At 74.2% G+C, this 19,015-nt stretch carries 19 protein-coding genes and 1 pseudogene; 11 read left to right on the top strand and 9 right to left on the bottom strand.

What is annotated here, in order from left to right:
* The first annotated feature begins 113 nt into the window (after positions 1–113).
* Positions 114–635: a hypothetical protein gene (locus MTR79_RS19375; RefSeq protein WP_189365818.1), complete on the top strand. Its 522-nt coding sequence runs from the start codon at positions 114–116 to the stop codon at positions 633–635.
* Between the two features lie 18 nt (positions 636–653).
* Here the strand turns inward: MTR79_RS19375 and hemC are convergent, their stop codons facing one another.
* From hemC to MTR79_RS19360, 3 genes are all read right to left on the bottom strand, one after another.
* The gene (hemC, locus tag MTR79_RS19370; protein ID WP_244791516.1) at positions 654–1,589 is read right to left on the bottom strand and encodes a hydroxymethylbilane synthase; all 936 of its coding nucleotides are present in this window, start codon (positions 1,587–1,589) and stop codon (positions 654–656) included.
* Between the two features lie 80 nt (positions 1,590–1,669).
* Positions 1,670–2,446, bottom strand: a complete 777-nt coding sequence (locus MTR79_RS19365; RefSeq protein ID WP_189365816.1) for an NPP1 family protein — start codon at positions 2,444–2,446, stop codon at positions 1,670–1,672.
* A 142-nt stretch (positions 2,447–2,588) separates the two neighbouring features.
* The gene (locus MTR79_RS19360; RefSeq protein ID WP_244791514.1) at positions 2,589–3,569 is read right to left on the bottom strand and encodes an ATP-dependent DNA ligase; all 981 of its coding nucleotides are present in this window, start codon (positions 3,567–3,569) and stop codon (positions 2,589–2,591) included.
* Positions 3,570–3,725: 156 nt separating this feature from the next.
* Between MTR79_RS19360 and MTR79_RS19355 the strand changes: the two genes are divergently transcribed.
* From MTR79_RS19355 to MTR79_RS19340, 4 genes are all read left to right on the top strand, one after another.
* Positions 3,726–4,220 carry a MarR family transcriptional regulator gene (locus MTR79_RS19355; protein WP_086704772.1) on the top strand — a complete coding sequence of 165 codons (495 nt, stop codon included), beginning with the start codon at positions 3,726–3,728 and terminating at the stop codon, positions 4,218–4,220.
* 71 nt (positions 4,221–4,291) lie between these two features.
* Positions 4,292–4,672, top strand: coding sequence for a hypothetical protein (locus tag MTR79_RS19350; RefSeq protein WP_086704771.1), 381 nt, complete (start codon positions 4,292–4,294; stop codon positions 4,670–4,672).
* Positions 4,669–5,136 (top strand): peroxiredoxin, encoded by a 468-nt coding sequence (locus MTR79_RS19345; protein WP_086704770.1) that lies wholly within the window; start codon positions 4,669–4,671, stop codon positions 5,134–5,136. The genes MTR79_RS19350 and MTR79_RS19345 overlap by 4 nt, the downstream gene beginning before the upstream one ends.
* 66 nt (positions 5,137–5,202) lie before the next feature.
* Entirely contained in the window at positions 5,203–7,557 is a 2,355-nt protein-coding gene (locus MTR79_RS19340) for a SpoIIE family protein phosphatase (protein ID WP_244791512.1), read from the top strand.
* Positions 7,558–7,578: 21 nt separating this feature from the next.
* On the opposite strand, the pseudogene MTR79_RS19335 reads toward MTR79_RS19340, so the two are convergent.
* Positions 7,579–7,795: pseudogene (locus MTR79_RS19335) on the bottom strand (3'-phosphoesterase); the annotation flags it as partial.
* Between the two features lie 72 nt (positions 7,796–7,867).
* Positions 7,868–8,698, bottom strand: coding sequence for an aldo/keto reductase (locus MTR79_RS19330; protein ID WP_114872869.1), 831 nt, complete (start codon positions 8,696–8,698; stop codon positions 7,868–7,870).
* Positions 8,699–8,867: 169 nt separating this feature from the next.
* Between MTR79_RS19330 and MTR79_RS19325 the strand changes: the two genes are divergently transcribed.
* A complete protein-coding gene (locus MTR79_RS19325) occupies positions 8,868–9,842 on the top strand; it encodes a TauD/TfdA family dioxygenase (protein WP_244791510.1) in 975 nt (324 codons plus the stop codon).
* 6 nt (positions 9,843–9,848) lie between these two features.
* Here the strand turns inward: MTR79_RS19325 and MTR79_RS19320 are convergent, their stop codons facing one another.
* The 3 genes from MTR79_RS19320 to MTR79_RS19310 all read right to left on the bottom strand — a co-directional run bounded on the left by MTR79_RS19320 (position 9,849) and on the right by MTR79_RS19310 (position 12,835).
* Positions 9,849–11,354 (bottom strand): metallophosphoesterase, encoded by a 1,506-nt coding sequence (locus MTR79_RS19320; protein ID WP_244791508.1) that lies wholly within the window; start codon positions 11,352–11,354, stop codon positions 9,849–9,851.
* A 69-nt stretch (positions 11,355–11,423) separates the two neighbouring features.
* Positions 11,424–12,197, bottom strand: a complete 774-nt coding sequence (locus tag MTR79_RS19315) for a dienelactone hydrolase family protein (protein WP_244791506.1) — start codon at positions 12,195–12,197, stop codon at positions 11,424–11,426.
* Between the two features lie 17 nt (positions 12,198–12,214).
* On the bottom strand, positions 12,215–12,835 hold the full coding sequence (locus MTR79_RS19310; RefSeq protein WP_189365810.1) for an L-threonylcarbamoyladenylate synthase: 621 nt from the start codon (positions 12,833–12,835) through the stop codon (positions 12,215–12,217).
* Between the two features lie 161 nt (positions 12,836–12,996).
* Between MTR79_RS19310 and MTR79_RS19305 the strand changes: the two genes are divergently transcribed.
* From MTR79_RS19305 to MTR79_RS19295, 3 genes are all read left to right on the top strand, one after another.
* Positions 12,997–14,487 carry a helix-turn-helix domain-containing protein gene (locus MTR79_RS19305; RefSeq protein WP_244791504.1) on the top strand — a complete coding sequence of 497 codons (1,491 nt, stop codon included), beginning with the start codon at positions 12,997–12,999 and terminating at the stop codon, positions 14,485–14,487.
* A 259-nt stretch (positions 14,488–14,746) separates the two neighbouring features.
* A complete protein-coding gene (locus MTR79_RS19300) occupies positions 14,747–14,983 on the top strand; it encodes a hypothetical protein (RefSeq protein WP_048458270.1) in 237 nt (78 codons plus the stop codon).
* A 362-nt stretch (positions 14,984–15,345) separates the two neighbouring features.
* Positions 15,346–17,001: a catalase gene (locus tag MTR79_RS19295; protein WP_086705209.1), complete on the top strand. Its 1,656-nt coding sequence runs from the start codon at positions 15,346–15,348 to the stop codon at positions 16,999–17,001.
* Between the two features lie 16 nt (positions 17,002–17,017).
* On the opposite strand, the gene MTR79_RS19290 is transcribed toward MTR79_RS19295, so the two are convergent.
* On the bottom strand, positions 17,018–17,899 hold the full coding sequence (locus MTR79_RS19290; RefSeq protein ID WP_244791502.1) for a fructosamine kinase family protein: 882 nt from the start codon (positions 17,897–17,899) through the stop codon (positions 17,018–17,020).
* 150 nt (positions 17,900–18,049) lie between these two features.
* Between MTR79_RS19290 and MTR79_RS19285 the strand changes: the two genes are divergently transcribed.
* Positions 18,050–18,373, top strand: coding sequence for a hypothetical protein (locus tag MTR79_RS19285; protein ID WP_019525588.1), 324 nt, complete (start codon positions 18,050–18,052; stop codon positions 18,371–18,373).
* Positions 18,374–18,458: 85 nt separating this feature from the next.
* Positions 18,459–18,992, top strand: coding sequence for a DoxX family protein (locus MTR79_RS19280; protein ID WP_048458274.1), 534 nt, complete (start codon positions 18,459–18,461; stop codon positions 18,990–18,992).
* Positions 18,993–19,015: the final 23 nt, after the last annotated feature.

Below are 19,015 nucleotides of genomic sequence, written 5' to 3'. Positions count from 1 at the left end.
GCTTGATCGGCGATCAGATCGGGCGAACTGCCTGACCACGGCGCATTCCGCTCGTTTGACAGTGCGCTGAGCCCACAGATAGGAAGCAGCGGACAGAAGTCGAGAGGTGCACTGTGTACGAGCCGAACGTGGTCGGGGACTGGCAGGAGTACGACGAGCATGCCGGTCTGCGGGTCCGCGTCCACCGTCTGGAAGCGGGCGACCCGCCGCGCGGGCGTGACGACGCCGCCGAAGGGCTGTCGTACTTCCGGGTCCGGGTGACCGTGGAAAACCGGGGTGAGCGCCCTGTGTGCATTCATCTCGAGGACGGTCAGATCGACGTGCGCACCGGCCCCGACGGTGAGAGCGCATTCATCGACTGGCGCAACTCGCAATTCGTCGAGGGATTCGACCTCTATCCGCTGCGCCGCGCCACCGCCGTGCTCTACGCGGCCGCGCCCGAGGCGTCCCTGACGCAGGTCGACGTCCAGGTGCAGCTGCGCGCCGACGAGGAGTGGGCCGGACGGCGGCTGTGGACGGGCGGCGTCGGCGTGCTCGAACCCTCCGCGGGCGCGACCGCCGGGGCGGCCCGGGAGAGCCTCGTCCAGCAGGTGAGCCTGTTCCTCCAGGAGCAGGCGGAGGAGGGCACCGCCTGACCCTTCCGCCGGGGAGGTTCAGTGCGGGATGCCGTCGATGACCTCGCGGGCGCCCTGACGCAGCAGCGCCACGGCGACCGACGTGCCGAGTGTCGCCGGGTCCAGTCGTCCCGCCCACTCGTGGGCGTTCAGCCGGGTCTTGCCGTCCGGCGTGAAGACGCAGGCGCGCAGGGACAGTTCACCGCTGCGGTCCACGCGGGCGAGTCCGGCGATCGGGCTGTTGCAGTGCCCCTGGAGGACGTGCAGCAGCATCCGCTCGGCGGTCGTCTCGCGGTGCGTGTCGGGGTGGTTGAGGGCGGCGGCCGCCTCGATCAGACCCGTGTCGCCCTCCCGGCACTGCAGGGCCAGGACGCCCGCGCCGACCGGCGGCAGCATCACGTCGGGCGGCAGCACCTCGCTGATCACGTCGGCGCGGCCGATCCGTTCCAGACCGGCCGCCGCGAGCAGCAGCGCGTCCACCTCGCCCTCCGCCAGCTTCGCCAGCCGCCGGTTGGCGTTCCCGCGCAGCGGCACGCACCGCAGCTGCGGACGGGTGGCGGCGAGCTGGGCGACCCGGCGCACCGACGACGTGCCGATCCGGGTGCCGGGCGGCAGTTCGTCCAGGGTGAGACCGTCCGGGTGGACCAGCGCGTCGCGGACGTCGTCCCGCTCCAGGAACGCCGCGAACACCGTGCCCGCCGGGAGCGGCCGGTCGGCGGGGACGTCCTTCACACAGTGCACGGCGAGGTCGGCCTCACCGGCCAGCAGCGCGGCGTCCACCTCCTTGGTGAACGCGCCCTTGCCCTCCACCTGCGACAGGTCGCCCAGCCACTTGTCCCCGGTCGTGCGCACCGGGACGACCTCGGTGCGCACTCCGGGGTGGGCCGCGGTCAGTTCGGCGCGGACGCGCTCGACCTGGGCGAGCGCCATGGGCGAGTCGCGGGAGACGATACGGATCAGTTCCGGGACGGCCATGGCGTCACGATAGACCCTCGTCGCTCACCGGCACCGGGGACACGGCGTGGAACCCCCGGGCGTCAACTCGCCCATGTCCCTCATCCGTTCGGGTCGAAGGGGATGCCGGACGGCTTGGCCTTGGCGAGGTGCGAGGCGAAGCTGCCGTCCTTCAGGCCGAAGTGGGCGCTGCCGAAGTCGTGGGCGACGAGCTTCTCGCGCAGCCCCGGCGGATAGCCGTTCCAGCCGACCAGCGGCGGGTACTGCCAGGCGCCCTTGTGGTTCTCCGGGGGTTCGTCGCCCGCGCCGGCCAGGCGGAAGCAGTGGGTGCTGATGCCGTCCTTGTGGTAGACGACCTTCGGATGCGTGCCCTCGAAGCGGACGGACGAGCGGGGGTGGATCGTGAACGAGCCGTGGTTGGAGGTCGCCACGTATCGCACGGTGTCGTTCTGCACCCACACCACGACGTGCTCCCAGTCGTGGCGGTGCCCGCCGAGGCTCACGCCCGGGAGTGCCTGGTCCTTCTCGAAGTACAGCGCGTAGACCACGGCGCACCAGCCGTTGTTGCACTTGGCGCGTGCGTAGCCGTTGGTGTTGTCCAGGTCGGACGCGTCACGGCAGTTGCCGTTGAGGGCGCCGGTCGGCTGCAGTCCGGCGTTGACGGTGCCGTCGGGGCCGATCGCCGCGGAGGAGTAGCAGCCGTCGGTGTCGTAGTCGAAGGCCGGCTGGTAGGTGCTCTCCAGCGCGTCGGCGTCGGCGGGGAGCGCGGGCGGGGGAGCGGCGAAGGCCGTGGCGGGAAAGGCGACGACCATGGCGGCCGCACCGGCCAGGCCGGTCAGCCATCTCCTGGCGTGTGTACGGGACGTGCTCGGTGACACTGCGTCCTCCTCGGGACAGGCGCAGCCCAACGGCTGTGGGGGGCTGAGGAGTTCACAGCATCCCGGTCGGGCGTGCCCATGCCAAGAGGGGGCGGGCGTCGAAGGGGAGGAGCGCACCGGGCGGCACGCGGCCGCCCCCGGGTCACCCCAGGTCGTCGGGGAGGTCGGCCGCCGCGTCCTCGGGCGCGAGGTCCGGCCGGAGCCGCAGCCAGGACGGCTGGCGCAGCATGCCCTCCCGGGTGCGGGTGCTGTAGCGCACCTCGCCGACCAGCCGGGGCACCGCCCAGCGGGCGCCCGGGACGGAGGGCGGCGGGTCGAAGGGGCAGACGTCGGTCGCCGCGGCCTTCAGCAGCGCGGCCAGTTCGGCACGTTCGGTCTCGCTCCAGCCCGTGCCCACGCCGCCCACGTAGCGCAGCCGGCCCCCCGCCCGCTGCCCGACCAGGACGGCGCCCGGCAGTCCGGTCAGCCGACCCTTGCCCGGCAGCCAGCCGCCGACCAGCACGTCCTCGCTGCGCATGTTGCGGATCTTGATCCAGGCGCGGGAGCGGACCCCTGGCTCGTACACCGAGTCCAGCCGCTTGCACACCAGCCCCTCCAGGCCGTGCTCGACGGTGGCCCGCAGCGCCTCCGCGCCGTGGCCCACGATGGCGGCCGGGGTGGACCAGAACGGTCCGTCGAGCCCGAGGCCCAGCAGCTCCTCGCGGCGTCGGACGTACGGCTCGCGGAGCAGCGGGCGGCCGTCCAGGTGCATCACGTCGAACAGGATCAGGTGCACCGGCACCGTCTCCGCCCGTCGGGCCGCGCGGGCGGGGGAGTGGGCCAGGCCCATCCGCGACTGGAGCAGCTGGAAGCTGGCCCGGCCCTCCGCGTCGAGGGCGAGGATCTCCCCGTCCAGCACGGCGGGACGGGACCGGAGCGCGGTCGCCAGCGGGCGCAGTTCGGGATACGCGCCGGTGATCTCCTGACCGGACCGGGCGCGCAGCACGACGGTCCCGTCGCCCGGGAGGTAGACCACCGCCCGCTGGCCGTCCTGCTTGGTCTCGTACGCCCAGCGCGCGTCCGCCGAGGGAGGCGGCAGGCGGCCGGGGGTGGCGAGCATGGGCGGGATCAGCGGGAGGGTCACGGGTGAGGTGTGGACGCCGCCGCCCGGCCCCACGCGTCCGGCCTCGGTGTTTCGCCCGAACGGAGCGCGGCCGGAGGCGCGTGGGGGGTGAGCGGAAGGTTCCGTTTCCCGCCAGTCAATTGATTGAGTTACGCAACGAGATGGTAAAGTGCGCCCATGTCCACGCCCCCGCCCTTCGACGCCTCCGCCTCCCCGGAGGTGGTCGAGATCGAGCGCGCGCTGTACCGCGTCACCTACCTCAGCTCGCGCGCCCGGCAGCACGAACGGCTGATGGCCGCCGCGGGCGTGCCGCTGGACCGCGCGGGGGCGGCGTTGCTGCGGAAGATGGCCGACGAGGAGCCGATGCGGCCGGGGGAGCTGGCGGCGCGGCTCGGGGTGGAGGCCTCGCACGTCACGCGCACCGTGCAGCAGCTGGAGAGGTCCGGTCACGTCGTCCGCGTGCCCGACCCGGACGACCGCCGCGCCCAGCGCATCGAGCTCACCGACGCCGGCCGCGAGGCGATCGCCCGGATCCGCGAGACCGGGGTGCGCGGCATGCAGGCCGCCCTCGCCCACTGGTCCGAGGAGGACCTGCGCCGGCTGGCGACGCTGTTCCACCGCATGGTCGACGACTTCCTCGCCCACGCGGCAGAGGCGGACGCCGAGTCCTGAGCCCCGACCCTCCCGCGCGGCAGGCCCCTTACCGTCCGGTAACGTGCGCGGCAGTCACCGGAGGAGGAACCGTGTCACGGTCCGCACGCTCACCCCTGCTGCTCGCCGGTCTGCTGGCCGCCGCGGGCACCGCGCACTTCGCCGCGCCCCGCCAGTTCGACCACATCGTCCCGCGCTCCCTGCCCGGCTCACCCCGCACCTGGACGTACGCCAGCGGCGCCGCCGAACTGGCGCTGGCCGCGGGGGTGGCCCTGCCCCGTACCCGCAAGACCGCCGCCCTGGCCGCGGCCGCGTTCTTCGTCGGGGTGTTCCCCGCCAACGTGAAGATGGCCGTCGACTGGCGCCATCGCCCCGCCCCGCAGCGCGCCGCCGCCTTCGGCCGGCTGCCGCTCCAGGTGCCGCTCGTCCTGTGGGCGCGCGGCGTCGCCAAGAGCGCGGAGGGGACGGCATGAGCGCGCGCCTCGAGAAGGGCGACACGGTCGAGGACTTCGCCGCGCCCGACGAGACCGGCACCGTCCGCCGGCTGTCCGGGCTGCTCGCCGACGGCCCGGTGGTGCTGTTCTTCTACCCCGCCGCCCTGAGCCCCGGCTGCACCGCGCAGGCCTGCCACTTCCGCGACCTCGCCGCCGAGTTCGCCGAGGTGGGCGCCCGCCCGGTCGGCGTCAGCGCGGACCCGGTGGAGCGCCAGGCCGAGTTCGCCGGACGGCACACCCTCGGCATGCCCCTGCTGTCCGACGCCGACGGCACGATCCGCGAGATGTTCGGCGTGAGGCGGGGCATCTCCGTGGCGCCCACCAAGCGGGCCACCTTCGTCATCGGCCAGGACCGGACCGTGCTGGAGGTCGTCCGCAGCGAGCTGCGTATGAACACCCACGCGGACAAGGCGCTCGCCGCCCTGCGCGCACACCGCGGCTGAGACGGCCGGGCACCGGAAGCACCCGCCGCGGTTGAGAGGTGACGGCCGCGGGTCGATCCTGGACCAATGGACGACGCCTCCGCCGCGCTTGTTGTCGATGCCCGCGGCGTCGTGACGGGCTGGAGCGAGGGAGCCCGGCGGCTGACCGGGCTCTCCGCCGACGAGGCCGTGGGACGTCCCGTGCGGGACCTGCTCGCCGAGGAGCCCGGCAGCGGGGAGACCCGGCCCGGCGGCCCGCCCCTGCCGGCGGGGGTCGTCACGGCGCGTCACCGTGACGGCCACGCGATGACGCTCCGTACAGAGGCGGTCCCCCTCCGCGGGCCCGGGGACGAGACCGCCGGGTTCGTGATCACGGCCGCGCCCGCCGACGCGCGGGAGACGTCGCTGGGCGGCACGGTCTTCGAGCAGTCGTCCCTGCCCGTCTCCGTCTTCGACACCGAGCACCGCTTCGTCCGGCTCAACGCCGCCGCCTGCGAGGCGATGGGCGGCTCCGAGGAGACGCTGCTCGGCCGGACCTTCCTCGACGCCGCGGGCCGGAGCGAGGCCAACCGCGTCATCGACCGGAACATGGGCACGGTCGCCGAGACCGGACGCCCGATGCGCGACGAGACCTACAGCCAGGCCGGCGCCGACCACGGCCGGCGGGCCTGGGACGTGGAGATGTGGCCGCTGCGCGACACCACGGGCCGGGTGACCGGCACCGCGCTGGCCGGCCTGGACAGCACCGAGCAACACGGCGCCCGGCGCCGGCTGGCCCTGATCGACGAGGCCACCACCGCCCTGGGCACCACCCTCGACGCCGTCCGCACCGCCGAGGAGCTCGTGGCGCTGCTGGTGCCGGACTTCGCCGACTTCGCCGCCGTCGACCTGCTCGACTGGGTGCTCGACGCGGAAGCGCCCCCGCCGCGGGACGACCTCGACATCGTGATGCGCCGCGTGGCACACGCCTCCGCGGGCCCGGACGCGCCCGCCAGGGTCGTCCCCCTCGGCCGCACCGACGTCTACCCGCCCTACTCGCCGCCCGCGATGGCGCTGCGCGAGGGCAGAGCCGTGCTCGCGCGGAGGGGCGAGCCGGGCTTCGACCGCTGGATGGCCGAGCGTGAGCCGCAGTCCCTCCGGACCGAGAAGGCGCGGGCCTCACGCATCCACGCGGAGCTCGCCGTGCCGCTGCTCGCCCGCGGCACCACACTCGGCGTCGCGGTCGCCCTGCGCAACCTCCGCCCCGAGGAGTTCGTCGAGGACGACGCCGTCCTGGCCGAGGAGATCGCGGGCAGGGCCGCCGTGTCCGTGGACAACGCCCGCCGCTTCGCCCGGGAACGCGCCACCGCCATGACCCTCCAGAACAGCCTGCTGCCCAAGGTGCGGCCCGGGCAGGCGGCCGTCGAGATCGCCCACCGCTACCTGCCCACCGCGTCCGCCGCGGGCATCGGCGGCGACTGGTTCGACGTCATCCCGCTGTCCGGCACCCGGGTCGCCCTGGTCGTGGGGGACGTCGTCGGACACGGCATCCCCTCGACGGCCACCATGGGCCGGCTCTGCACGGCCGTGCGCACCCTCGCGGACGTCGACCTGCCGCCCGAGGAACTGCTCACCCACCTCGACGACCTGGTCACCCACCTCACCGCCGACGAGCGGGACGACGTCCCGGAGCTCGGCGCCACCTGCCTGTACGCCGTCTACGACCCCGTCTCCCGCCTGCTGACGGTGGCCGCCGCCGGGCACCCCCCGCCCGCCCTGCTGCTGCCCGGCGGCACCTGCCGGCTGGTGCCGCTGAACGCGGGACCGCCGTTGGGCGTCGGCAGCATGCCGTTCGAGGCGACCGAGCTGAAACTGCCGGAGGGCAGCGTCGTCGCCTTCTACACCGACGGGCTCGTCGACGGCCGCGGCCGCGACGTCGACCACGCCACCCAGGAGCTCTGCCGCGCCCTGACGGTGCCGGCGGGATCGCTGGACGCCCAGTGCGACGTCGTGCTGAAGCACGTGCTGCCCGAGGAGCCCGGCGACGACGTCGCCCTGCTGCTCGTCCGCACCCGCGCCCTGGGCGCCGGGCAGGTCGCCGCACGGGACGTGGCGCGGGACCCCGAGGAGGTCGCGGCGGTCCGGAAGTGGGCGCTCGACCTGCTGTCCGCCTGGGACCTGGACGACATCTCCTTCGTCACCGAGCTCGTGGTCAGCGAGCTGATCACCAACGCCATCCGTTACGGGGAGATCCCGATCCGGGTGCGGTTGATCCGTGACCGCACCCTCATCTGCGAGGTGACCGACTCCAGTTCCACCTCGCCCCACCTGCGCCGGGCGCACGCCTTCGACGAGGGCGGCCGGGGGCTGCTGCTGGTCGCCCAGCTCACCCAGCGCTGGGGGAGCCGTCAGGCCGACGGCGGCAAGACCATCTGGGCCGAACAGGCCCTCCCGCGTCGCTGACCCGCCGCCCCCGAGGGGCCAGCCGTCCTCCTCCGCCACCTGCGCGAGCGTGCGGCCCGTCCGGGCGGAAGGCGCCCGCCGGGGACCGGGTGCGCCCCGGCCGCCGGAGCCGCTCTTCGCGGCCCGCACCAGCAGCCACGCCTCCTCCCCGTCGTCCCCGGAAGCGGGTCAGGACGTACGCGCCGCGCGGCTTCGCGCCGTGCGGCCGGGACGTGGCGTGGCCGCGCAGCCGGTCCGCTCCGCACACCGCGCCGCTCCCTCCGCAACGTCCGCCCGCCCGCCTCCCGTACGAGCGGCCCCGCTCACCCGGTCAGAACTCCTCGTGCACCTCCGGGTCCCCGCCGATCCGCCGGTGCGCCCGGTCCGAGACGGTCCGCATCTGCGCCTCGTCCAGCTCGAATCCGAACACGTCGAGGTTGGCGCGCTGCCGCTCGGGGTCGGACGACTTCGGCACCGGCAGCGCGCCGAGCTGGAGGTGCCAGCGCAGCACCGCCTGCGCCGGGGTGACGCCGTGCGCGTCGGCGACGGCCGCCACCGCGAGATCGTCCAGCAGCTGCGAACCGCGGCCCAGCGGGCTCCAGCTCTCGGTGAGCACCCCCTTGTCCGCGTGGTGGGCGCGCAGCTCGTCCTGGGGGAAGAACGGGTGCAGCTCGACCTGGTTGACCGAGGGCAGCACCCCGGTCTCCTTCTCCAGCCGTGCGATGTGGGCGGGCGTGAAGTTGGAGACGCCGATCGAGCGGACCAGACCGTCCTCGCGGAGCTTGATCATGGCCTTCCAGGAGTCGACGTACTTGCCGACGCGGGGGAGCGGCCAGTGGATCAGGTACAGGTCGACGTACTCCAGGCCGAGGCGGGCGCGGGACTCCTCGAAGGAGGCGAGGGTCTCCTCGTAGCCGTGGTGGCGGCCGGGGAGCTTCGTCGTCACGACGATCTCCTCGCGCGGGACGCCCGCGCCGGCCACGGCACGGCCCACGCCGGTCTCGTTGCGGTAGTTGGCGGCGGTGTCGATCAGGCGGTAGCCGGCCTCCAGGGCCGTGGTCACCGCCCGCTCCGCCTCGGCGTCGTCCATCGGCCAGGTGCCCAGGCCCAGGGCGGGGATCGTGGTGCCGTCGTTGAGGGTGTGCTGCGGGATGCTCGTCACGGGAGGGTCCTCCGGTCGCGGTGTCGTCCTCCCAGCGTCGGCCACTGCGGGGGCGGTGATCAACCGGACGGGCCCGGCGCCCTGTCGCCAGGGTCCGCTTCCCCTGCCACGATCTTCCCTGGAGCCGGTCCGTCCGGGGCCGGCGGGGACGAGTGACGGAGTGGGACGCATGACGACGGACAGCCGCGTCGGGACGGACCGGGAGCACACGGGGAGGCCGGAGGTGCGCCCCGCCGCCGGGCACATCGGAGCCGACATCACGGGCGTGGACCTCGCGGGGGACCTCGACGAGGGGACGGTCGGCGCGATCAGGGCGGCGGTGCTGCGCTGGAAGGTGGTCTTCTTCCGGGGCCAGCGCCTGGACCACGCCGCGCACGTGGCGCTGGCCCGCCGGTTCGGCGAACCGGTCGTCCTGCCCCGCCGGGGCTCCGCCTCCCCGGCGGACTTCCCCGAGATCGAGACCACCGCCGACCGCCTGGAACTGGGCGGCCGGTACGGCATGGACCACGACGAGTGGCTGCGGCGGCGCCGCCACACCCTGCTGCGCGGCTGGCACTGCGACCACGGCGCCCGCGTCGACCCGCCCGCCGCGACCATCCTGCGCGCCGAGACCGTTCCGCCCTACGGCGGCGACACCACCTGGGCCAATCTGGCCGCCGCCTACGCCGGGCTGTCCGCCCCGGTGCGGGAGTTCGCCGACCGGCTGCGCGCCGAGCACCGCCTCGGCGTCGGCTACCAGCCCCGGCCCGGCGACGACGCCTACGTACGGCACCTGCTGGACCACCAGAGCGCCAGCGAGCACCCGCTGGTGCGCGTCCACCCCGAGACCGGGGAGCGGATCCTGTTCGTCAACGGCTACTACGTCGAACAGATCACCGGCCTGTCCCGCCCCGAGAGCCGGGCGGTCCTGGACATGCTGCTGGAGCAGGCCACCCGGCCCGAGTACACCGTGCGGCTGCGCTGGCAGCCGGGCACCGTGGCGTTCTGGGACAACCGCGCCACCGTCCATCTCGCGCCCGCGGACACCGCCCACCTCGACCACCCGCGGATCATGCACCGCGTGATGCTCGCCGGGGACGTGCCCGTGGGCGTGGACGGTACGCCCTCCCGGCCCCTCACCGGCACCGAGCCCGGCCGCTGGTGACCGTCCCTACGTGAGCGGGACCGTCACCTCGTCCTCCACGGGCGGGGCGACCTCCTGCGCCCGCTGCCCGGTCGCCGCGAAGCAGCGCAGCCGCAACGCCTCGGGGGTCACGTCGACGCGCAGGAAGGACTTGAAGAACGGCGGGCTGTACGTGGCCGAACCGGGCGAGAACAGCGACTGGTACGCCTTGCGCACCGGCAGCCGGAACCGCTTCCCCCGGTCCGGCCGGCGTCCGGTGCCGAGCAGCCCCGCGACCAGCCGCATCCGGCGGGTCACCCGGGCCGGCGCGCCCGGTGCGCGGGTCGGACCGATGCCCAGGCGCTCGGCGATCACCGCGGCCGCCTCCGCCTCGGTCAGCGAGAAGAACCGGCGCAGCCGCGTCCGCCGCCCGTACAGGGCGCTGTAGAAGGCGAGGGAGTCACCGCGCAGCGGGTAGCAGCGGAAGTCCGCCTCGGTGACCCCGGCGACATCCACCCGGGGGATGGTGTGGGTGGCGTGCGTGAACGCCCCGCCGCCGCCCGCCACCACGTACTGCAGGGTGCGGCCGTCGTCCAGACGCACCGGGTAGCGCTGGTAGTTGTGGATGTCGCCGCCGATCGCCGCCACGTAGCGGTGGGCCGGGTCGCGGACGACGGCGTCGACGGTGCCGCCGCCCTCGATCGGGCACGGGTGGTGCTCGCCGTCCACGTACAGGGGCGAGCCGGTCACCAGGATCTTCGGCCGCGGGTCGCGGGACACCTCGCGCAGCCACGCGCCCTGTTCGGCGTCGATCGTGCCGAGCAGTCCGGTGTCGATGCCGACGATCCGCACAGGACCCGCGTCGATCGCCCAGTACGGGCCCGGCTGCACCGCCTGCTGGGCGGGGGAGGAGCGCAGCTTCCGCGCCTCGTCGAGGTGTTCGCCGTCGCCGGGGCGGGGCCGGTGCCACACCAGGGACCGCAGCCAGGCCCGGGTGAGGGGGCGCGGCTTGGGGCCGGCCGGCAGCGGCCCGGTGTCGTCGCAGAAGACCCGCATGAAGCCGGCCAGGTCCTCGTACCAGTCGTGGTTGCCGGGTATCGCGTAGACCGGCGCCTGGTAGTCCTGGTAGGGGCGGAAGAACTTGGGGCCGTAGTCGCCGGCGGCGCCCACCGGGTAGACGACGTCGCTCGCCAGCACGGCGAAGGCGGTGTCCAGGCCCTCCTTCAACAGGCCGGGCACGACGGCGTACTGGGGCTCGCCGCCCTCGCCGGTGTCCCCGACGACCAGGAACGAGAAGCGGTCCGGGTCGTCGCGCCGGATCACGCGGTCGGCGGGCGCCCCGGCCGCCGCCCGCCGGGCCGCCCAGCGCGCCCTGACCTCCCCGGTGGGGTCGCCGAACCAGGAGGCCAGGACGCCGTTGCGGGCGGCCCACAGATGTCTCGGGTTCAGCCAGGAGATCTTCTCGGCCTGGCGCGGCACCAGCCGCAGGTACTCACCGCGTTCGGAGACGCCCCAGCCGGCGCCCTCGGCGGTGTCGCGTGAGGATTCGGACACGCGTGCACCGTAACAACGGTGTGCCGTACGGACGGCGGGCGGGGCCGCGTCAACCTCGCTGCCCCGTCGTCACGTTGGCGCGCCGGGCCGGAAGGCGCGGTCCAACAGGCCGAGCAGCGCCGCCCAGTGGCGTTCGTCGGCCTTCGCGTCGTACGACGCCGTGTCGGATTGGGTGAAGCCGTGCTCGGCCCCCGGGTACACCTCGCAGCGGTGCCGGACGCCCGCGTCCGTCAGCGCCTTCTCCAGCCGCTCGATCTGCTCCGGCGGCAGCGACGGGTCCTCGTCGGCGTGTCCGAGATACACCTCCGCGGTGATCCGCGGCGCCGCCAGGTGCGGGCTGCGGGGGTCGTCCGTGGCCAGGCGGCCGCCGTGGAACCCGGCCACCGCCGCGACCCGGTCCGGGAAGGCGCCTGCCGTGCGCAGCGCCAGACCCGCGCCCATGCAGTAGCCGGTCAGCGCCGCCGGACCGTCCGCCGCCTCCGGCAGCTCCGCGAGCCACCGCAGATACGCTCCCGCGTCGGCCGTCGCCCGCTCCGGCGTCAGCTCCTGCATGACCGGGCGGAGCCGGCGGAAGATCTCCCCGCGCGCCTCGGCGTCGATGAAGCCGGGCAGCTCGACCACCGGGGCCGGACCACGCCGGTGGAAGAGGTTCGGCACCAGCACGGTGTACCCGGCCCGCGCCACACGGTCGGCGGCCTCCCGCACCGTCGGGCGCACCCCGAAGGCGTCGGTGAAACAGAGCACCGCCGGCCGGGGCGCGCCGTCCGCCGGCCGCGCCAGGTACGCGTCCGCCGTCCCGTCCTCCGTGGGGACACGCACCTCGGTCCCCCGTACGTCCGTCATGTCGCGCCGTCCTCCCGTCACTCGAAGCGCGAGACGTCGCCCGCGCCCGCCCGTACGATCTCCGGCTCGCCGCCGGAGAAGTCGATCACCGTGGTCGGCTCGGTGCCGCAGTCGCCGGAGTCCAGCACCGCGTCCACCTCGTGGTCGAGCCGGTCCTTGATCTCCCAGCCCTGGGTCATCGGCTCGTCCTCGCCGGGCAGCAGCAGCGTGCTGGACAGCAGCGGCTCGCCCAGCTCCGCCAGCAGCGCCTGGGTGACCACATGGTCGGGGATGCGCACGCCGACGGTCTTCTTCCTGGGGTGCTGCAGCATGCGCGGCACCTCCTTCGTCGCGGGCAGGATGAACGTGTAGCGGCCCGGGGTGGACGCCTTCACCGCGCGGAAGACGTCGTTGTCGATCCGCACGAACTGGCCGAGCTGCGCGAAGTCGCGGCACACGAGGGTGAAGTGGTGCCGGTCGTCCAGCTTGCGGATGGTGCGGATCCGGTCGATGCCGGTACGGCTGCCCAGACGGCAGCCGAGCGCGTAGCAGGAATCCGTGGGGTACGCGATCAGCGCGTCGTCGCGGATGGCGGCGGCGACCTGACCGATGGTGCGCGGCTGGGGGTTGTCGGGGTGCACGTCGAAGTACTTGGCCATTCACCGAGCTTATGCCGCCCGCGCCCCACGCCGCGGCGCACCGGTCCCGCGTCACCCGCAGGGGACGGGCGGGGGCCCGTCGCGCCGGGGTGAGCCGCCCCGGACCGTGGGGTAACGTCCCCCGTCCGGGCCACGGGGCGAGAGACGAGGGGAAGGCCGAGGTGACGGGCGGAAAGGACACGGCGCACGGAACGGCGACGGAGACGGCGGGGCGTCCGGGCTGGGCGCGTGAACTGCTGGAGCATCTGCGGCCGGCCGGGCGGGACGTCCGCCGGGTCGTGGACTGGCTGGCCGGCGCGGTGGACGCGGAGGCGGCCCTCCGTGACGGCGCGGGTGACCTGCTCGCCGGGGCGCCGCTGCCGCTGGACGAGGCGCTCGCCGCGGACGTCGCGTCCGGACGGATCGCGTCCGCCGCGTGGGACGGGGACGGACGCCATCTGCGGCTGGTGCGCATCGGGCACCCCACGGGCGCCTGCGTCCTGGCCGTCTCCCGCCGGACGCCCTTCGACCGGCACGCCTCGGACGTCGTCACGCACACCGCACAGGTGATCGAACTGCTGCTCACCGCCCACGAGACGGAGGCGGCCGGCATCCGGCTCCGACGGGCCACCGCGGACCTGCGGCTGGCGATCCTCCAGCTGCTGATGGTCGAGGACACCGTCTCCGCGCGCCGGGTCGCCGCCGGACTCTGGCCGGGGCTGCTCGACGCCGAGACCGCCTGCGTGTACGTCCTGGAGTCCGACCCCTCCGTACGCGACCGGCTGGCCGCCGAGTGCATCGAACGCACCCAGGAGAAGGCGCTGGTGGTGCGCTGCCCGGCCGTCGACGGCCATGTGATCGTCCTCAGCCCGCGCGAGGCCACCGCCGCCGACCTGCGTTCCCTGGTGGGGCGTCACCCCGACACCTTCGTCGGCGGCAGCGTCTGGCAGAGCCTGGCGCGCACCGCCACCGCCTACGGACAGGCCGTCAGCGCGCTGGCCGTGGCCCGGTTCCGGCCGGACAAGACTGCGGTGTACGCCGAGCGCACCCATCCCGAGCGGCTGATGGACCCCGCGGCGCTGCGCACCTGGGCGGCGCGGGTGCTGCGCCCGCTCGACGCGCTGCCTCACCACACCCGCGCCGAGGTGCTCGCCACCACCCGGCTCGGCCTCGAGTTCACCGCCGTCGCCACCGCCAAGATCCTCGGCGTCAGCCGCAACACCGTGCGCGCCCGCATGGACCGCGCGGAGTCCATGCTCGGCGTCGACTTCGACGACGTGACCGTGCGGGCCGTCGTGCACCTGGCGCTGCACACCCAGATCAACCTGCTGGACGGTCAGGGGCCCGCCGACTCCGCCGCGAGCGCGCGGCGCCTCACCGAGCTGCTGTCGGGACCGGCAGTCTCCTCCTGGGCGCGGCAGCTGCTCGGCCGCCTCGACCCCGACCCGCGCAACGTGCGCCGCACCCTGCGCACCTGGATCGCCGAGGGGGCCAACGCCGAGCGGGCGGCGCAGGCCCTCGGCATGCACGCCCAGACCGTGCGCGAACACGTCCGCAGCGCCGAACCGATCCTGGAACGGCAGCTCCTGGCCGCCGGGACCGATCTCTACGAGGTCGCCCTGGCCCATCTGGCGGTCGGCGACCTGGAGCAGCCGCTCTTCGCGGGGGAGTGAACCGGGCGATTCGGACTCATCTGTGCACAGGTGAGTGCCGGGGGCCCGTGCATCGGGCACCGGCGCGGTACACACTCAAGCCTCGCCTTGCATAGTTTCGAGCCACGGCGGGGGCACGACCGGAACGGGGGACCGGTCGCGCCCCCGCCCTTCGGTGTGCCCTCCTCCTGACCGGGTACCCGGCCGCCGCTGTGAGCCCGCCCCTCGGCCCTGCGGTCCGGGGACGGGCGAAGGACGAGCACCATGAGGGGAGACCCGGATGACCGGCGACACGGAGACCGGCGGCGTCACTGGCACGAAGGACAAGGACTACAACCTCGTCTGGTACGTCGAGGCGTGCCTGAGCAACGCCCTGCGCCTGGAGAACTACGTCCAGGACGCCGAGCGGGCCGACGACAGCGAGGTCGCCGAGCTGTTCCGCAAGGCTCAGGCGGACAGCCGCAAGGGCGCCGAACTGGGCAAGAAGCTGCTGGCGGCCCGGCTCAACGGGGGCTGAGCACGGCGCGTCACGAGGCCCGGTCACCGCGCACAGACCAGGTGACCGGGCCTCGCCACGTCCCGCCCGTCCGTCCGTGCGGCATGCGCCGCACCTCGGCGCTCCGTCACGCTCCGCAGCGCTCCGGTCGCCGCACGTCCCGATCAGGGGCAGCATGGGCCTCGTACGCACGCCGCCGACGGGATGCGACCGCGGCCGGGCGCCCGCGCGCCCGGCCTTCGCCGTGAACGGGCCGCGAACGCGTGCATGACGCCGCGGCTCCGGGTACCCGGGCCGCCCGCCAGGAACCGGCCGACGGCCCGGAGCCGCACGCCCCGGCCCGTCACCGGCCAGAAGCAGCAGCGCAAGGAGCCCAGCGAATCATGACGGACACCTCGAGTCAGGGCCCCGCTACCGGCGACGACCGCAAGGTACTCACCAACCGGCAGGGCCACCCGGTCTACGACAACCAGAACCAGCGCACCGTCGGCTCCCGCGGCCCGGCCACGCTGGAGAACTACCAGTTCCTCGAGAAGATCAGCCACTTCGACCGGGAGCGCATCCCCGAGCGCGTCGTGCACGCCCGGGGCGTCACCGCGTACGGCTACTTCGAGGCGTACGGCAAGTGGGGCGACGAGCCGATCTCCCGCTACACCCGCGCCAAGCTGTTCCAGGAGGCCGGCAAGCGCACCGACCTCGCCGTCCGCTTCTCCACCGTCATCGGCGGCCGCGACTCCTCGGAAGCGGCCCGCGACCCGCGCGGCTTCGCCGTGAAGTTCTACACCGAGGACGGCAACTGGGACCTCGTCGGCAACAACCTCGGCGTCTTCTTCATCCGCGACGCCATCAAGTTCCCCGACGTCATCCACGCCCTCAAGCCGGACCCGGTCACCTTCGAGCAGCAGCCGCGCCGCATCTTCGACTTCATGTCGCAGACGCCCGAGTCGATGCACATGCTGGTGAACCTGTTCAGCCCGCGGGGCATCCCGGCTGACTACCGTCACATGCAGGGCTTCGGCGTCAACACCTACAAGTGGGTCGACGCCGAGGGCAACACCAAGCTGGTCAAGTACCACTGGATGCCCAAGCAGGGCGTGCGCTCCATGACCGAGGAGGACGCGGCCAACGTCCAGGCACAGGGCCTCGGCCACGCCACCAAGGACCTCTACGAGGCCGTCGAGCGCGGTGACCACCCCGAGTGGGAGCTGCTCGTCCAGATGATGGACGACCACGAGCACCCGGAGCTGGACTTCGACCCGCTGGACGACACCAAGACCTGGCCCGAGCAGGACTTCCCGCCGAAGCCGGTGGGCAGGATGGTGCTCAACCGGATGCCGGCCAACTTCTTCGCGGAGAACGAGCAGATCTCCTTCGGCACCGGTGTCCTCGTCGACGGCCTGGACTTCTCCGACGACAAGATGCTCGTCGGCCGGACATTCTCCTACAGCGACACCCAGCGTTACCGGGTCGGCCCGAACTACCTCCAACTGCCGGTCAACCAGCCCAAGCACGCGCAGGTGCGCACCAACCAGCGCGACGGCCAGATGGCCTACCACGTGGACGGCGGGGACAACTCCCACGTCAACTACGAGCCCTCCATCACCGGCGGTCTGCGGGAGGCCCACTACCCGACGCACGACGAGCAGGGCCCGGAGATCCGCGGCCGGCTCACCCGCAAGCGGATCGAGCGCACCAACGACTACCTCCAGGCCGGCCAGCGCTACATGCTGCTGGAGGACTGGGAGCGCGACGACCTGGTGAAGAACTTCACCGACCTGCTGTCCCAGTGCGACCGGCCGGTGCAGGAGCGCATGGTGTGGCACTTCCTGCTGGTCGAGACCGACCTCGGCCGCCGCGTCGGCGAGGGCCTCGGCATCATGCCGGAGGACGTCGCCCACCTGGAGCCGCTGGAGGGCCAGACCCTCACCGAGGAGGACCGCAAGCGGCTCGCCAACCTCGGCGACAACCCCCCGCGCGACGTGACGGGTCTGACGATGACCCACTGCGTGCCCGACGAGCGGCACGTGGTGACCCGGTGAGGACCCCGCCGGGGGATCACAGCGACAGGGCGGACCGGGCGGCGCCGAGCGCCTGCCCGGCGTAGCCCCGCCCGAACAGCACGGCGTGCACCAGCAGCGGGAACAGCTGGTGCACGCCGACGCGTTCCCGCCACCCCTCGGCGAGCGGCGCCACCTCCTGGTAGCCCTCCAGCACCGCGTCCAGCAGCGGGCAGCCGAACAGCGCCAGCATCGCCAGGTCCGTCTCCCGGTGCCCGCCGTGCGCGGCCGGGTCGATGAGCCGCACCCTGCCGTCCGCGCCCCACAGCACGTTGCCGCTCCACAGGTCGCCGTGCAGCCGTGCGGGCGGCTCGGCGGGACCCGCCAGCTCCGGCAGCCGCGCGCAGACCCGCTCGACCACCGCCGCCTCGCCGGCGCCCGTGGTGCCCGCGTCGACCGCCCGGCGCAGATACGGCAGCACCCGGTGCTCCGCATACCAGGACGGCCAGTCGTCACCGGTCACGTTGCGCATCGGGGCGAGCCCGATGAACGCCTCCACGGGACCGCCCGGCGGCGGCGCCCCGAACGCGGGCGCGCCCGCCGCGTGCAGCCCGGCCAGCTCACGCCCGAACCGCAGCGCCGCCTCCCGGCCCGGACGCCCCTGTGCCACCCGGTCGAGGACCAGCCACGCCCCCTCCCGGCCGTGCACCCGCGGCACCGGAGGCGCGCCCGCCTCCGCCAGCCAGCGCAGCCCGGCCGCCTCCGCGCGCGCCGCCTCCGCCTCCTCGGCGCGCTTCACGACCACCGTGCGGCCGTCGTCCAGCGCGGCCTCGGCGAGCGCACCGGACAGCGGCCGCACCCCGGTCACCGCCCGCCCGGTCAGCCGCGCCGCCACGGCGCCGGGGCTCTCCTCGCCGGACGCGGGGGACGACTGGGGCATCGGCGGCCTCCTCGGCTTCACGGCGTGCTCAGCTTCTCGCGGTCCGCCCAGCGTACGAGCCCGTCGAGGGCGAGGCGCACGCTCACGCGGGACGGTGAAAAACCCGCTCCGACCGGTGCGGGCGCGCCACGCCGTGGGAGCACTGTGAACATGACCAGTTCATCGTTCCAGCGCACCCTCACCCTGCCCGCCACACTCTGCGAACAGGCCGTCCCGTACCTGGAACAGGCCGCCCGGCGGACGGTCGACGGAGCGGGGGTCCCGCTGAAGGCGTTCCGCGCGGCCGCCGACGGCGACTGCACCCTCCCGGTCTCCGTGGTCGAGCAGGCGGCGGGCTGCCTGCTGGTCCTGGCCACCGAGACCGCGCAGAGCGTACGGCCCTCGGTGCTGCGCGCCACCATCGGTGTCGCCCTGTGCCTGCGCGACGCCGTCGAGGCGGTCCGCCGGCCCGCCCTCACCACCCGCTTCTGGTGACGGCCCCGCCGCCTGCCCCCGCCGCATGCTCCCCGCCGCGCGGGGAACCCGGCGCATCGCACCCTCCACACTCCAGGAGAAGGACATGAGCCTGTTGCGCGTCCTCGGCCGGCCGATGCTGGCGTCGATCTTCATCGCGGGCGGACTGGACACCCTCCGCAACCCCCACCGCGTCGCCGGGCTGGCCGAGCCCGTCGTGCGGCCGGTCACCGGCCGCCTTCGCGCACTGCCCGACCGCACCGAGGACTCCGTGCGGCTGAACGGCGCCGTCCAGGTCGCCGCCGGACTGCTGCTGGCCACCGGACGGATGTCCCGCCCGGCCGCCCTCGCCATCGCCGCCACCCTCGTGCCCACCACACTCGCCGCGCACCGCTTCTGGGAGGAGGAGGACGCCGGCGACAAGTCCCAGCACCGGATCCACTTCCTGAAGAACCTCGGACTGCTCGGCGGACTGCTGATCGCGGCGGACGACACCGGGGCCCGGCCCTCCGTGCTGTGGCGCAGCCGGCACGCCGCGCACGACCTGCGGCGCGAGGCCCACATCGCCCGGCGCGCCTTCAAGGCCGGCGCGGGACCCGCCGCGGCGGCGGGACGCGCCCGCGCCAAGCTGTCCCACTGACGGGGGCGGGGCCTGCCGGGAGG

Origin of the sequence: Streptomyces sp. BJ20 (assembly GCF_022869105.1) — a bacterium.
Lineage (GTDB): Bacteria > Actinomycetota > Actinomycetes > Streptomycetales > Streptomycetaceae > Streptomyces > Streptomyces griseoincarnatus.
Note: the sequence above shows the minus strand (reverse complement) of the source record. Positions and strands in the feature narration are given on the sequence as shown.